The sequence below is a fragment of the Acidimicrobiales bacterium genome (genome assembly GCA_035630295.1).
Lineage (GTDB): Bacteria > Actinomycetota > Acidimicrobiia > Acidimicrobiales > Iamiaceae > Iamia.
Genome location: DASQKY010000027.1, coordinates 57469 through 71368, shown reverse-complemented (window position 1 = coordinate 71368; position 13900 = coordinate 57469). Strand labels below are relative to the sequence as shown.

Sequence of the window (13900 nt, the reverse complement as noted above, 5' to 3'; positions counted from 1 at the left end):
CGTGCCCGGGTGACGGCGCCGGTGCCCCGGGGTGGCCCGCGACCCCCGTCGCTAGCATCGCCGTGTGCCCTCCCCCTCGCGCGCCGCGGCGTTCTTCGACCTCGACCGCACGCTGCTGAAGGGGGCCAGTGGCCCGGTCATCACCCAGGCCCTGCGGGCCGCGGGGGTGGTGTCCGACCGGCCCGTCCCCGGGGAGTCGCTGGTCTACAAGGTCTTCGACGTGGTCGGCGAGACCCTGCCCTCCATGATCCTGACCCGGCAGATGGCCCGGGTGGCCACCGGCTGGAACCGGGAGGCGGTGCGCCAGGCCGGGCGGGTGGCGGCCGAGCGACTGGTCGACGACGTGCTGCCCTTCGCCCGCCTCCTGGTCGACGAGCACCACGCCGCTGGCCGCCCGGTGGTCATGGCCACCACGTCGCCGTTCGACCTGGTCGAGCCCCTGGCCACGGCGTTGGGCTTCGACGACGTCATCGCCACCCGCTACGGCGAGCGCGACGGGGCCTACGACGGCACCGTCGACGGCCACTTCGTGTGGGGCCCGGGCAAGCTGGCCGCGGTGCGGGACTGGGCCGCGGCCCACGACGTCGACCTCCGGGCCAGCTACGCCTACTCCGACAGCGTCTACGACGTGCCCCTGCTCTCGGCCGTGCGCCACGCCGTGGCCGTCAACCCCGACCCCCGCCTGCGGGTGGTGGCGGCCCTGCGCCGCTGGCCCAGCCAGCACTTCGACGTCCCGGCCGGCGTGCCCAAGCTGGCCGGCGTGGAGCCCCAGCGGGCGGTGCAGCTCCTGGCCCAGCCCCGCCTGTTCCCGTGGGTCCGCTGGGACGTCGACGGCCTCGACCACATCCCGGACCGGGGGCCGGCCATCATCGTCGGCAACCACCGCAGCTACTTCGACCCGCTGGCCATCGGCTTCGCCCTGGCCCGGGTGGGCCGGCCGGTGCGCTTCCTGGGGAAGAAGGAGGTGTTCGACGCCCCGGTGGTGGGCCAGATCGCCACCGCCCTGGGCGGCATCCGGGTCGACCGGGGCACCGGCTCCGACGAGCCCCTGCGGGCCGCGGCCGACGCCCTGGCCGCCGGCGAGCTGGTGGCCCTCATGCCCCAGGGCACCATCCCCCGGGGCCGGGCCTTCTACGACCCCGAGCTGCGGGGCCGGTGGGGGGCGGCCCGCCTGGCCGCCCTGGCCAAGGTGCCGGTCATCCCCGTCGGCCTGTGGGGCACCGAGCGGGTGTGGCCCCGCAACGCACGGTTCCCCAACGTCACCGCCATCGCCGACCCGCCCACCGTCCGCATCCGGGTGGGGCCGCCGGTGGAGCTCAAGCACCGCAGCCCCGACGCCGACACCAAGCGGATCATGGCCGCCCTGGTCGACCTGCTCCCCGCCGCCGCCCGCCGGCCCCACGACCCCAGCCCCGAGGAGCTGGCCCGGGCCCTGCCCCCGGGCGCCTCGGACGACGCCGCCGGGCCCGACCGTCGCCCCGGGCGCGACTGACACGAGCGCCGCGCCACCTCCGCCCCCGGCGCCGGGAGCGCCGGTGCCCCGGTCCGGACCCCACCGGTAGAGTCGATCGCGATCCACACGAAAGGAACATGCCGCATGGCGTTCTCCCTCCCTGATCTCCCCTACGACCTCGACGCCCTCGCCCCCCACATGTCGCGCGAGACCCTCGAGTTCCACCACGGGAAGCACCACAAGGCCTACGTCGACAAGCTCAACGAGCTCATCGCCGGGACCGAGCACGAGAACGCATCCCTGGAGGAGATCGTCAAGGCCTCCGACGGCCCCCTGTTCAACCAGGCCGGCCAGCACTGGAACCACTCGTTCTTCTGGGAGTGCATGAGCCCCGACGGGGGGGGCGAGCCCACCGGTGAGCTGGCCGACCGGATCGGCTCGGCCTTCGGCGGCTACGCGGCCTTCCGCGAGGAGTTCATCGCCGCTGGCATGGGCCAGTTCGGCTCGGGCTGGGCCTGGCTGGCCGACGACGGCGAGGGCGGCCTGAAGGTCATGAAGACCCCCAACGCCGACCTGCCCCTCAACCACGACGTGCGGGCTCTGCTGACCGTCGACGTGTGGGAGCACGCCTACTACATCGACTTCCGCAACAAGCGGCCCGACTTCCTCAACACCTACCTGGACCACCTGGTGAACTGGGAGTTCGTCGCCTCCAACCTGGGCTGAGGCGCACCACCGTCACGGAGCCCGCGCCCCGGCGGCGCGGGCTCCGCCGCGCCCGGGCCGGGGCCGTAGCCTCGCCTCCGCCATGATCGACGACACCACCACCGCCCGGGGCGAGGTGCTGTGGAGGCCCCCGGCCGACGCCTGGAGCGCCACCGCCGCCGGGCGCTTCGCCACCGCCCACGGGCACGCCACCTACGCCGAGCTCCACGCCTGGTCGGTCACCGACCTGGACGGCTTCTGGGGGGCGGTGGCCACCGACCTGGGGGTGCGCTGGCACGACCGGCCCACCGCGGTGCTGGCCGAGCGGGCCATGCCGGGGGCGCGCTGGTTCCCCGACGCCACCCTCAACCACGCCGAGCACGCCCTGGCCGCGGCGGCCGAGCGGCCCGACGACGTGGCCGTGGTGGCCCGCAGCCAGACCCGCCCGGGCACGGAGATCACCTGGGGGGAGCTGGCCGGCCTGGTGGCCCGGGCCGCGGCCGGGCTCCGGCGCCTGGGGGTGGGCCCCGGCGACCGGGTGGCCGCCTACGCCCCCAACGTGCCCGAGACCCTGGTGGCCTTCCTGGCCACCGCCTCCATCGGGGCGGTGTGGTCGAGCTGCGCCCCGGAGTTCGGCACCCGGTCGGTGATCGACCGCTTCGCCCAGATAGAGCCCGTGGTCCTGCTGGCCGTCGACGGCTACCGCTACGGCGCCAAGGCCGTCGACCGCACCGCCGAGGTCGCCGCCCTGCGGGCGGCCCTGCCCTCGGTCCGCCACGTGGTGGCCCTGCCCTACCTCGACCCCACCGGCGAGGACGGGTGGTCGGCCCTCCTGGCCGGCGACGACCCCGGGCCCCCCACCTTCACCCCGGTGCCCTTCGACCACCCCCTCTACGTGCTGTTCAGCTCGGGCACCACCGGCCTGCCCAAGGCCATCGTCCACGGCCACGGGGGCATCACCGTCGAGCACCTCAAGGTGCTCACCCTGCACCAGGACCTCACCCCCGCCGACCGCTTCTGCTGGTTCACCACCACCGGCTGGATGATGTGGAACTACCTCGTCTCCGGCCTGCTGGTGGGGGCCACCGTCGTCCTCTTCGACGGCGACCCGGCCCACCCCGACCTGGGCACCCTGTGGGACCTGGCCGGCGAGACCGGCTGCACCGTGCTAGGGGCCTCGGCCCCGTTCCTCATGGCCTGCCGCAAGGAGGGGCTGGCCCCCGAGCGGGGCGCCCTCCGCTGGGTCGGCTCCACCGGGGCACCGCTGCCGGCGTCCGGGTTCCGCTGGGTCCACGACACCCTGGGTGTCCCGGTGTCGTCCATCAGCGGGGGGACCGACGTGTGCACCGCCTTCCTGGGGGCATCGCCCCTGGTGCCGGTGCGGGCCGGGGAGATCAGCTGCCGCCTGCTGGGCTGCGCGGTGGAGGCGTTCCGGCCCGACGGCACCCCGTGCCCCCCCGGCGAGCTGGGCGAGCTGGTGGTCACCGCCCCCATGCCCTCCATGCCGGTGGGCTTCTGGGGCGATGCCGACGGGTCGCGTTACCGGGCCGCCTACTTCGAGGACCACGCCGGCGTGTGGCGCCACGGCGACTGGATCACCTTCACCGCCGATGGCGCCGCGGTCATCACCGGCCGCTCCGACGCCACCCTCAACCGGGGCGGCGTGCGGCTGGGCACCGCCGACTTCTACGCCGTGGTCGAGGGCTTCGACGAGGTGGCCGACAGCCTGGTCGTCCACCTGGAGGACGACGACGGGGGCACCGGCGAGCTGCTGCTGTTCGTGGCCCTGGCCCCCGGGGCCGAGGCCGGCGACGACCTGTCGGCCCGGATCGCCCGGGCCCTGCGCACCGAGCTGTCGCCCCGCCACGTGCCCGACCGCCTGGAGGTGGTGCCGGCCATCCCCCGCACCCTGTCGGGCAAGAAGCTGGAGGTGCCGGTCAAGCGCATCCTGACCGGCACCCCGGCGGAGGCCGCGGTGTCGGCCGACGCCCTCACCGACCCGGCCAGCATCGAGCCCTTCGCCCGCATGGCCGCCGCCCGGGCCCGGGGCTGACCCGGCGGGGCCCGGCCCCCGCCCCGGGGACGGACCGCCTAGGCCGTGCCGGTGGCGATGATCGGGAGGGTGGGCTCGTCGGAGCCGCCGTCGGGCTCCACCGTCACCCCCACCACGTCGGGGGGGACCCCCTCGACCCGCTGGCGCACCGCTCCGTCGCCCCCCGGCTCGAACAGGCCGGCCGGCACCATCCGGCCCTCCCGCTGGTACCAGAGGGCGTAGGTCTTGCCCGGGGGCGGGGCGGCCATGCCCTCGGCCAGGAGCACGGCGCTGCCGTGGGCCGAGGACACCACCAGGCGCATCGACCCTCCCTCGCCGGCGATGGGCACCGTGCGGGCGTCGGGGGCGGCCACCACGGCGGCGATCTGCTCGGCCCGGTCGGCCCGGTGGTCGGCCTGGAGGAGCAGGGCCCCCAGGGCCACCACGGCGGCGATGGTGGCCGCGGTGGCCAGGACCACGGGCCAGGCGCGGCGCCGGGTGGTGGACCACGGGGCCCCCGGCGGCTGCTGGCGGGTCACCTCCACCGCCGCCAGGACCTGGTCCCGGAGGGCGGCGGGGGGGGCCACGGCGGTGGCCCGGCCCAGGTGGCCGGCCGCGGCCCGCAGCTCGGCCTCCTCGGCCCGGCACTCGGGGCAGCGGGACAGGTGGTCCTCGAACAGGACCCGCTCGTCGTCGGGGAGGGCGTCGAGCACGTAGGGCCCGACGAGGGTGTGGGGATCGGGGGTCGTGTGCTCGCTCACGCGGTCACCTCCAGGGCGTCTCGCAGGCGGATCATCCCGTCGCGGATGCGGGTCTTGACCGTGCCCAGGGGCAGGTCGAGGATGTCGGCCACCTGGGAGTAGGTGTAGCCGCCGTAGTAGGCCAGCTCGATGGTCTGGCGTTGCAGGTCGGTGAGCTGGCCCAGGGCGGCGGCCACCTCGTCACGCTCGGCGTCGCCGATCACCGATCCGGCCACCGGGTCCGGGTCGGCGGTGGTGTGCCGCTCGGCGTCGCGCCCCCGGCGGTCGCGCTCGGACTGCTCGCTGCGGACCCGATCCACCGCCCGGCGGTGGGCGATGGTGGCCACCCAGGTGCGGCTGGTGCCCTTGGCCGGGTCGAACGACGGCGCCCGGCGCCAGACCTCCAGCAGAACCTCCTGGGCCACCTCGTCGGCCTGGTGGGGGTCGCGGACCACCCGGCGGGCGATGCCCACCACGGTGGGAGCCACCAGGTCGTAGAGGGCGGCGAAGGCCTCCCGGTCGCCCCGGGCCACCAGGGCCAGGAGGGCCTCGGCCTCCCCCTCGCCGGCGGGGACGGGCCACAGGTGCCGTCGGGCCCGGCCGGCGCTCACGCCCCACCGCCGGCGGGTCGTCCCTGGTCGGTCGGCGTCGGGGGCCACGTCCGCCAGCGTCGCAGGTCTGGGGCCACGGTTCCTCTCCTCCCGACATCGATGATCGAACAGGACGGGCCGACCCTGTGGCCCGGCGTCACGTCACCGGGCCACAGGCCGTCCCACACACCGCCAGGTCCCGTTCGGACGCCCGGCGTATCACCCGTTCGGGGGCCCCCGCCGCCGGGATTGGTCCGGACCCGGATCTCCGCCTCCCTCGGCGGCCACGTGCCAAGCTGCGGCGTGGCCAGCCCGCCGACGCCCGCCCGCCGGATCCGCTACCGGGAGATCGCCGAGGGGTTGCGGGTCCGCATCGAGGCCGGGGAGTTCGGCGACCGGCGCCTGCTGCCCAGCGAGGCCGAGCTGTCGCGCCGCTACCAGGCCAGCCGGGTCACCATCCGCAAGGCCCTCGACGTCCTGCGGGCCGAGGGCCTGGTCGACTCCCGCCAGGGCTTCGGCTGGTTCGTGGCCGGGGCACCGTTCGAGCAGCACCTGGGGCGCCTCGGCACCATCGAGGGCCAGCTCGAAGCCGACGGCCGGACCTCGGAGCGACGCATCCTGGAGTTCGGGTTCGTGCGGGCCCCGGCCCGGGTCCGGGCCGTGCTCGGCGTGGACAAGGTGCTGCGGGTGGCCCGGGTCAACTTGGCCGACGGCGAGCCCTACGCCCGGGTGACGGTGTGGTGCCCGGAGGCCCTGGGGGCCGACCTGTCCCGCTCCCAGGTGGCCGAGCGCTCCTTCCACCAGCTCCTGCCGGTGCGCCTGGGCGGCGCGGTGCAGACCATCGAGGCCCACGCCGCCTCGGCCGCCGACGCCAGCCTGCTGGAGATCCCCCAGTCGTCGCCGGTGCTGGTGTGCGAGCGGATCACCTCGGCCGCCGACGGGCAGCCGGTGCTGGTGGCCGAGTACGTGTTCCCGGGCCACCGCACGGCCTTCACCGTCGACCTGCCCCACCTGGAAGCGTCCATCGCCCCCAGCGGCCTCCGCCTGGTCGACGGCGGCGGCCGCCGCTGACCGCGGGCCGGCCCGGGCCCGGCCCCGGGGAGGAGCATCGGCCCCGGCCCCCCGTGGGAGACTCCGGCTCCATGGGTCCCGCGCTCCCGCTCCCGCCCCCGGACCGCCCGACGACCATCCCGGCCCGCCGGGTCGTGGCCGTGCGGGTGGCGGTGCTGGCCCTGGGCGTCCTGGCCGTGGGCGCCGCGGCCTGCGCGGACAGCGGCGACGGGGCGGGGGGCCGGGTGGCCCTGGTCGACTCGCTCGGCTTCCTGGTCGACGACTTCGGGCTGACCGAGGCCCAGGTGCGGTGCGTGGCCGAGGACATCGAGGCCGAGGCCGGCGACGAGGCCCTGGCCGAGCTGGCCGAGGCGGTGCGGTCGGTCGAGGCCGGCGAGGCCACCCTGGCCGAGCTGCCCCCGGTCCAGGGCCGGGTGGTGACCGCGGCCATCGAGGCCTGCGCGGTGACCGGGTGAGCGGCCGGCGCCGGGCCGGGGCCCCGCCCTCCCGCCGCCGGTGGGCCGTCCTGGCCGCCGTGGCGGCGGCCGCCGCCCTGGCCGGGGCCGGGTGTGGGGTGGAGGTGCCCGAGGAGGTGGCGGCCCGGGCCACGTCGACCACCACCACGGTGGCCCCGGGCCCGGCGACGACCGCTCCGCCCACCAGCGCCGACCCGCTGGAGCAGGCCCTCATCGACAACGGCTACACGGTCGAGGAGGCCCGGTGCGGGGCCGAGCGGCTGCGTCAGGTGCTCGACGACGACGAGGTGCAGGCCATCGTGGAGGCCGAGTCGCTGGACGACATCGACCCCGACACCGCGGCCCGCTTCGCCGCCGCCCTGCGCCGGTGCGTCGAGGGCGCTGGCGACCCGGGAGAGGGTGGCGACCCCGGCGGCGGTGGCGGCGAGGACCCGGGTGGTGACGACGACGGTCGGGGAGACGACGGCGACCCGCCCGGCCGCCGTGGCGGCCCCCTCGACCCCGACGACTAGGGCCTCAGCGGCGCAGCGGCCAGGGCGGGCGGGCCGGGCCGCGGTGGGAGCGGCGGTCGCCCAGGGCCCAGGCCCGGCGCCAGGCCCCGGCGTCGGGGCCCGACAGCGGGGGGCTCTGGCCGGCGTGGGCCCGCTGCCGGGCCGTCCACCAGTCGCCGGCCACCTCGTCGGCCAGGGCGGTGACCGCGGCCTCGATGCGGGCCGAGAGGTCCCGCATGTCCTCGTCCGGCCCGGGGCGCAGCGGGGCCCCGAACGTGACCCGGGTCCGGCCCGGCACCAGCTTCGAGGTGCCCTTGGGCAGGATGCGGCCCGTGCCCTCCAGGTGCACGGGCACCACCGGCACCCCGGTCCGCACCGACAGGAAGGCGGCCCCGGCCCGGAACGGCTGGCCCCACCCGTCGGAGCCACGGCCGCCCTCGGGGAAGATCACCATGCTCCACCCGTCCTCGATCAGCTCGGCGGCCAGGGCGGCCGAGCGGCGGGTCACCTTGGTGCGCTCGATGGGGATGGCGTTGAGGGCCAGGGCGGCCAGGGTGGCCTTGGCCCGACCGTCGAAGAAGTAGTCGGCGGCAGCGCCGGCGAAGGCCCGGTGCCGCCACGGCTCGGGCAGGGAGGTGAGCAGCAGCCCGGCGTCGAGGTGGCTCAGGTGGTTGGCGGCGAAGATGGCCGGCCCGTCCAGCCCGGCCAGGCGGTCGTACCCCCGGCGCTCCGGGTCGGCCACCACCTTGACCAGGGGTCGCACCGCCCCCTCCAGCAGGGCCAGGCGCCCCAGCCGGGCCAGGGGGGTGCGGGCCCAGGCGGTGTCGTAGGCCGCGCCCAGCCGCGGCTCCTCGGGGAGCGGCTCCACCCCGCCGGGCACCGTCGGGGCCCGGAGCGGGAAGTCCAGGGACCGGAGGGCGGAGGTGGGCCGGGGCAGGGCCCGGCCGGCCCGCCGGACCCGGCCCAAGGCCCCCTCCAGCCGGGTCGCCTCGGTCCGCCCGGCCGCCGTCACGTGACGTCGGCCATGACGATGGGCGGGTTGTGGAGGTGGGTCACCGTGGGCTCGGGGCCCACGGTGTCGGTGGCCATCTCCAGGGCGTCCTGCAGGGTGGAGGCGGGGCGGAACCCCATGCGGCGCACGGCCCGGACGTCGCCCCCGACGATGATGACCGACCCCAGGTGGGCCAGGGCGTGGGCCCCCCAGTACCACATGTAGAAGGGGTGGACGCCGTGGTAGGCGTGGCTGGTGCGGTACAGGTGGCGGTACCACTCGTCCTCGGCGTAGCGGGTCTCGTAGCGCTCGGCGATGACCTTGGGGTCGGTGGTGTCGGCCAGCACCTCCTCGAAGAAGTCGATGTAGCTGGGGTGGTGGACGGGGTGGAACTCCCACGGGGTGGGGTGGCTCATGATCAGCACCCCGCCCTCCCGCACCAGCGGCCTCCCCCGGTACATGTTGAAGAAGTACCCGAGGCCCAGGCACATGACCAGGATCGGGTTCATGATCGAGTGCACGTTGTAGGGGCAGATGTAGGGGAGCCCCATGGTCAGCACGTCGGTCTGGCCCTCCACCGGCACCAGGTGCTGGGCGAAGCAGTGCTCCAGGGTGCGCTCGTGCACCGGCTCCACCGCCCCGGCGGTGACCGAGGTGACGCCGTAGGGCGCCTCGTGGCCCTGGAAGATGCGGCGGCGGGTGGCGGCCGGCAGGCGGTCGAGGCCGGCCTTCATGCCCATGAAGGCCAGGCGGTCCTTGGTGGTCCACTCCCACTCCCGCTTCTGGAGCACCGACAGGGGGCCGGTGGCGCCGAAGGTGTCGGTGTTGAGGGTGGTCTCGATCTGGAAGATCTTCACCCCGGCGTCGCGGATGACCTGGCCCATGCGCCAGTTGGCGTGGTGGAGCTCGGAGCTGTGGCGGTCCATGAACGACCGCGAGCGCTCCATGGTGGCCGGGTTGTGGTGGTGGCGGATGCTGCGGTAGCTGGCCAGGCCGGTGGCCGTGCTCTTGTGGCCGCCGTCCATGGAGACGATGTTGATGTTGACGTAGACCAGGAGGTCGCTCTCGGCCGCCGCCTTGTTGATCTCCACCTCCTCGCCGTGGGCCGTGGTGCCCAGGAAGGCCAGGTCGTCGGGGTCCTCGGCGTCGTGGTTGTACAGCCGGCCGTCGGGGGCGAAGGCGTCGTAGACCCGGTCGCCCACCGCGTGGCGCAGCTCGGGCTCGGTCATGCGCCGGTGCAGGGCCAGGGCGGCGATGATGCGCACGTCGTCCACCCCGGCCGCCGCCGCCCGGTCCAGCACCGCCTCGATGACCCGCTGGCGGATGTCGGGCCGGCGCATCTTGGGCAGGGGCAGCGACACGTCGTCGAAGGCGATGACCAGCTTCATGCCCGGGCGCAGCAGGGCGGCCAGCGGCTCGCTGTCCAGCGGCTGGTCGAGGGCCTGGTCGATGGCCGCGGTGACGTCGGGCAGGGCGGGGAGGGGCTCGGCCGGGTAGACGATGCGGCTGCGGCCGGCCGGCAGCTTCTCCAGCCGGAACGACTCGCCGTGGTGGAACAGGATCGGCGGCGTCGAGCGGTCGACCTCGAGCACGAGTCCGGGGCGGGGCATCAGGGGGTCTCCTCGGGAGGTCTCATCGGTGGCGCTCGCCGCGCAGGTCGAAGGCCACCTTCACCGCGCCCCGGGCGCCGGCCGCGGCGGCGTGGGCGATGGCCTCCCGGTAGCGGTCCAGGGGGTAGGTGGCGCTGAGCAGCCGGCCCAGGCCGGCGTCGGACACCACGTCGAAGGCGGTGTCGACGTCGGCCCGGGTGTAGGCGTAGCAGCCCCGCAGGGCCACCTCCCGGTGCCACAGGGGGGTGAGGTCGAGGTGGGTGGGGCCGGCCATGCCCACCACCAGCACCTCGCCCCCGGGGGCCACCACCTTCAGGGCCTGGGCCAGGGAGTCGGCCGAACCCACGCAGTCGACCACGGTGGGCACGCCCCCGGTGAGCTGGCCGGCCGCCGCCCCCGCGGATGCGTCGTCGGAGGCCAGCACCAGCGAACCGGTGAGGGAGCGGACGGCCCGGGGCAGCTCGGAGGGTCCGACCACCCGGGTGGCCCCCAGCTCCCGGGCCAGGCGCCGCTGCTCGGGGTGCTTGGCGGTGGCCAGCACGGTGCGGCCGCCCTCCCTGCCCTCGGCGCGGTCCAGGTGGCGCAGGGCGGCCAGGGTGGCCAGGCCCAAGGTGCCGGCCCCGATGAGGGCCACCGTGCCCGTCTCGCCGGCCGGGCCCCGGCGGACGGCCCGGGCGGCGTGGACGGCGCAGGCGGTGGGCTCGACCAGCACCGCGGCCTCGTCGGCCAGGTCGTCGGGCACCGGAGCCAGCTGGTCGGGGTGGGCCACCATGGCCGTCGACCAGCCCCCGCCGGTCTGCCGGCAGAAGCCGCTCTGCAGGGCCGGGTCGAGGTGCCCGAAGGCCACCCGCTCGCAGTGGTGGGTCCGCCCGGCGGCGCAGGAGGGGCAGGGGGGATCGATGCCCCGGATGCCGCAGTGCAGGACGGGGATCAGCACCGCCCGGGTGCCGTCGTCCCGCTCGCCCACCACCTCGTGGCCGAGGGTGAAGGGGAAGCTGACGATGGGCTCGAAGTAGGGGCTGGACCGCCCGTCGAGGGTGGCCAGGTCACTGCCGCAGATGCCGGCCAGCCGGGGCCGGAACCGCACCCACTCCGGCGAGGGCGGCGCCGGCTCGTCCTCGTCGGCCAGCTTCAGGGGCCCCACCGCGGCGCCGGTGCCGGGCGTGGCCCGTCCGGCCACCGCGGCCGCCGCCAACCGTCCCGGCCTCCGCGAGAACACCAGCGCCTTCATCCCGCCCCTCCCGCTGCGTTCTCGGCACGGAAGTGTCCGATATACGTATTGTTTCGTGCCGAGAACGGGTGGTGAGGCGGCCAGGGGAACGTCATCGGCGGCCGGTCCGGAGGCGGCGGGCCCGGCGCTCGGCCGCGGTGGGGGGCCGGTGATCCGGCACCCGCGGCGCCTGGCGGCGGGGCCCGGGGCGGGGGGCCAGGGGCAGGCGGCGGGGGACGAAGCCGGGGGCCTTCTCCCACTGCTCGACCAGCCAGCCCCGCTTGCGGGCCAGGGCGGCCAGGCGGGCCTCGGGGTTGACGGCCACCGGGAAGCCGGCCGCCTCCAGCATCGGGAGGTCGCTGCTGGAGTCGGCGTAGACCACCGCCTCGGCCACGTCCAGGCCGTGGGCCGCGCAGTGGTCGTAGAGGATCTGGGCCCGGGTCTCGCCGGTGGGGGGCACGGTGGTCATCCGCCCGGTGGCGGTGCCGTCGGGGGCCACCCCCATCTCGGCCGAGACGATGTCGTCGAACAGGGGGCGCAGGGGGGCGACCACCACGTCCAGGGCGCCGGTGACGAGCACGGTCCGGTGGCCCAGGGCCCGATGCTCGCGCACCCGGCGGAGGCCGGCCGGGAACGCCTTGGTCAGGATCAGGTCGGACAGCATCTCGGCGCTGTCGGCCTCCAGCTCGGCCCGGGGGGCGCCCTCGTAGCGGCGATAGAAGTGGCGCAGGAAGTCGCTGCGGTCCCGGCGGTCCAGCTTCAGCAGGGCCGGGGCCTCGGCCACCAGCCGGGCGGCCAGGGTGCGCCGGTCGGCCGGGTCGAGGCGCCGGCTGGCCAGCCAGGCGAAGGAGGTGACCACGTTGGAGGCGATGAGGGTGTTCTCCAGGTCGAACACGGCCAGCTGGCGGTCGGGGGACAGGACCTGGCGGCGCAGGCGGGTGCTGCGGGCCTCGCCGGCCCCGCCCCCGCCCTCGGTGCGGACCCGGGCGTGGGCCACCACCGACGGCAGGTGGATCTCCCGCACGTACCGCTCCCAGTCGACCACCCGGGGGTCGCACCCGAAGTCCCGTTGGTCGGCCTCGGTGAGCGAGGCGTGCAGGGACAGCAGCCGGTCGACGCCGTAGATGGCCTCGCACTCGGTGTAGGCCCCGTAGAGGGTGACGTACGCGGTGGCCCGGTCGACCAGCTCCCGCTTCTCCTCCACCCCGGCCGCCCACTGGGCCTGCTTCCCCCGCAGGGGCAGCGCGTGGAGCGCCTTCTCGGTGACACCCAGGACGGCCCGGGCCCGGCGCAGCTCGCCCTCGACCCGGCCCCGGCCCGGGAACCGGAACTCGGGCACGCTGATGGGCTGGCCGTCCCGGTCGTACAGCGGGCGCTGGGTGAACCACTCGCTGATGAGCTCGGTGAGGCGTTCGAACTCCAGCGGGTTGCGCGAGCCCGAGGCCACCTGGGTGACGTCGGGCCGGCCGTCGGCATGGGCCGGGCCCCGAGCCGCCACCGCACAGATGGCCCCCACCACCAGGTCCACGGGGATCACGTCGACGGTGCCCTCGGGGACCCCGGGGAACTGGCTGAGCAGGCCCCGGGCGTAGGAGATGATCACCGGCTCGGCCATGCGGAAGCCCCGGATCCAGCCCGGCACCGGCTCCGACCAGGCCGACTCGATGATGGCGGGCCGGACGATGGAGACGGGCACGTCGCCCCGGCTCTGGCCCAGGGCCCGCTCGCCCAGGGCCTTGGTCATGGCGTAGGCGTCGGGCCACCCCAGCGAGGCGGCCCGGGCCCGGCCGGCGTCGACCAGCTGCTGCTTGACCCAGGCCCGGCGCCGGTCCTCGGCCTTCTCGGCCAGCAGGGTGGTACCGGCCCCACCCAGCTCGTCGCGGGCCGCGGCCTGGAAACCGGCCAGGTGGTCGGGGAGCCGGCTGGTGGCCTCGGCGTCGCTGCGGACCCGGCGGGCGGCCTCGACCTCGCGCCGCCAGTCCACGTCGACCCAGAACGGGCTCTCGTCCACCGGGATCTCGGGGGCCGCGCCCCGCCGGTTGCCGGCCACGTAGCAGGTGGACACGGCCACCAGGTGGGGGGCGACCCCGAGGTCGGCCAGGGTGCGGGCGATGCGGGTGGGGCCCAGCAGGTTGACCTCGACGGCCAGGTCGAGGGGGGAGTCGAACGACACGGTGGCGGCCGAGTGGATGACCGTGTCGCACGCAGCCAGGGCGGCCCGGCCCTCGTCGTCGAGGCCCAGGCCGTCGGTGGCCACGTCGCCGGCCACCACCCGGACCCGGCGGGCCACCAGCGCCTCGAAGGCCTCCCGTCCGCCCAGCTCCTCGCGCAGGCGGTCGAAGCAGTCGTTGCGGAAGATCTCCCGCTGGGCCCGCTGCTCGACGGTGCGCTTGCGCCCGGGGCGGACCAGCAGGACCAGCTCGCAGCCGGGGGCGCAGCGCAGGAGCCGCTCGACCAGGGCGGTGCCCAGGAAGCCGGTGGTGCCGGTGACGAACAGGCGCCGCCCGTCGAGGGCCTCGGCGATGGGAGGGGAGGGGCGGCTCTCCGGCATC

Annotated in this window: 12 protein-coding genes; 6 read left to right on the top strand and 6 right to left on the bottom strand. The window is 76.1% G+C overall.

Annotation, left to right across the window (positions count from 1 at the left end; genetic code table 11):
* Positions 1–64: 64 nt before the first annotated feature.
* The 3 genes from VEW93_07150 to VEW93_07140 all read left to right on the top strand — a co-directional run bounded on the left by VEW93_07150 (position 65) and on the right by VEW93_07140 (position 4211).
* Positions 65–1492: an HAD-IB family hydrolase gene (locus tag VEW93_07150; protein HYI61566.1), complete on the top strand. Its 1428-nt coding sequence runs from the start codon at positions 65–67 to the stop codon at positions 1490–1492.
* A gap of 105 nt (positions 1493–1597) precedes the next feature.
* Complete coding sequence (locus VEW93_07145) at positions 1598–2179, top strand: superoxide dismutase (protein ID HYI61565.1); 582 nt, start codon at positions 1598–1600, stop codon at positions 2177–2179.
* Between the two features lie 82 nt (positions 2180–2261).
* A complete protein-coding gene (locus VEW93_07140) occupies positions 2262–4211 on the top strand; it encodes an acetoacetate--CoA ligase (protein HYI61564.1) in 1950 nt (649 codons plus the stop codon).
* 38 nt (positions 4212–4249) lie between these two features.
* Here the strand turns inward: VEW93_07140 and VEW93_07135 are convergent, their stop codons facing one another.
* Positions 4250–4951, bottom strand: a complete 702-nt coding sequence (locus tag VEW93_07135; GenBank protein ID HYI61563.1) for an anti-sigma factor — start codon at positions 4949–4951, stop codon at positions 4250–4252.
* The gene (gene sigK, locus VEW93_07130) at positions 4948–5589 is read right to left on the bottom strand and encodes an ECF RNA polymerase sigma factor SigK (protein ID HYI61562.1); all 642 of its coding nucleotides are present in this window, start codon (positions 5587–5589) and stop codon (positions 4948–4950) included. Before sigK ends, VEW93_07135 begins: the two co-directional genes overlap by 4 nt.
* A gap of 234 nt (positions 5590–5823) precedes the next feature.
* On the opposite strand from sigK, the gene VEW93_07125 reads away from it, so the two are divergent.
* From VEW93_07125 to VEW93_07115, 3 genes are all read left to right on the top strand, one after another.
* Positions 5824–6591, top strand: a complete 768-nt coding sequence (locus VEW93_07125) for a GntR family transcriptional regulator (GenBank protein HYI61561.1) — start codon at positions 5824–5826, stop codon at positions 6589–6591.
* Positions 6592–6662: 71 nt separating this feature from the next.
* Positions 6663–7046, top strand: a complete 384-nt coding sequence (locus VEW93_07120; protein HYI61560.1) for a hypothetical protein — start codon at positions 6663–6665, stop codon at positions 7044–7046.
* Entirely contained in the window at positions 7043–7558 is a 516-nt protein-coding gene (locus VEW93_07115) for a hypothetical protein (GenBank protein HYI61559.1), read from the top strand. The genes VEW93_07120 and VEW93_07115 overlap by 4 nt, the downstream gene beginning before the upstream one ends.
* A 4-nt stretch (positions 7559–7562) precedes the next feature.
* Here the strand turns inward: VEW93_07115 and VEW93_07110 are convergent, their stop codons facing one another.
* The 4 genes from VEW93_07110 to VEW93_07095 form a co-directional block, all read right to left on the bottom strand.
* A complete protein-coding gene (locus VEW93_07110; GenBank protein ID HYI61558.1) occupies positions 7563–8549 on the bottom strand; it encodes a lysophospholipid acyltransferase family protein in 987 nt (328 codons plus the stop codon).
* The gene (locus VEW93_07105; GenBank protein HYI61557.1) at positions 8546–10138 is read right to left on the bottom strand and encodes a lactate racemase domain-containing protein; all 1593 of its coding nucleotides are present in this window, start codon (positions 10136–10138) and stop codon (positions 8546–8548) included. The genes VEW93_07110 and VEW93_07105 overlap by 4 nt, the downstream gene beginning before the upstream one ends.
* A 22-nt stretch (positions 10139–10160) precedes the next feature.
* The gene (locus VEW93_07100) at positions 10161–11369 is read right to left on the bottom strand and encodes a zinc-binding dehydrogenase (protein HYI61556.1); all 1209 of its coding nucleotides are present in this window, start codon (positions 11367–11369) and stop codon (positions 10161–10163) included.
* Between the two features lie 91 nt (positions 11370–11460).
* Positions 11461–13899: an HAD-IB family phosphatase gene (locus VEW93_07095; GenBank protein HYI61555.1), complete on the bottom strand. Its 2439-nt coding sequence runs from the start codon at positions 13897–13899 to the stop codon at positions 11461–11463.
* Between the last annotated feature and the right edge of the window lies 1 nt (position 13900).

What these genes read in the sequence shown, in the direction of transcription:
- VEW93_07140 (HYI61564.1), top strand. Translation starts at nt 2,262, where the DNA reads ATGATCGACGACACCACCACCGCCCGGGGCGAGGTGCTGTGGAGGCCC.
- VEW93_07100 (HYI61556.1), bottom strand. Translation starts at nt 11,369, where the DNA reads ATGAAGGCGCTGGTGTTCTCGCGGAGGCCGGGACGGTTGGCGGCGGCC.
- VEW93_07105 (HYI61557.1), bottom strand. Translation starts at nt 10,138, where the DNA reads ATGCCCCGCCCCGGACTCGTGCTCGAGGTCGACCGCTCGACGCCGCCG.
- VEW93_07145 (HYI61565.1), top strand. Translation starts at nt 1,598, where the DNA reads ATGGCGTTCTCCCTCCCTGATCTCCCCTACGACCTCGACGCCCTCGCC.
- VEW93_07095 (HYI61555.1), bottom strand. Translation starts at nt 13,899, where the DNA reads ATGCCGGAGAGCCGCCCCTCCCCTCCCATCGCCGAGGCCCTCGACGGG.
- VEW93_07120 (HYI61560.1), top strand. Translation starts at nt 6,663, where the DNA reads ATGGGTCCCGCGCTCCCGCTCCCGCCCCCGGACCGCCCGACGACCATC.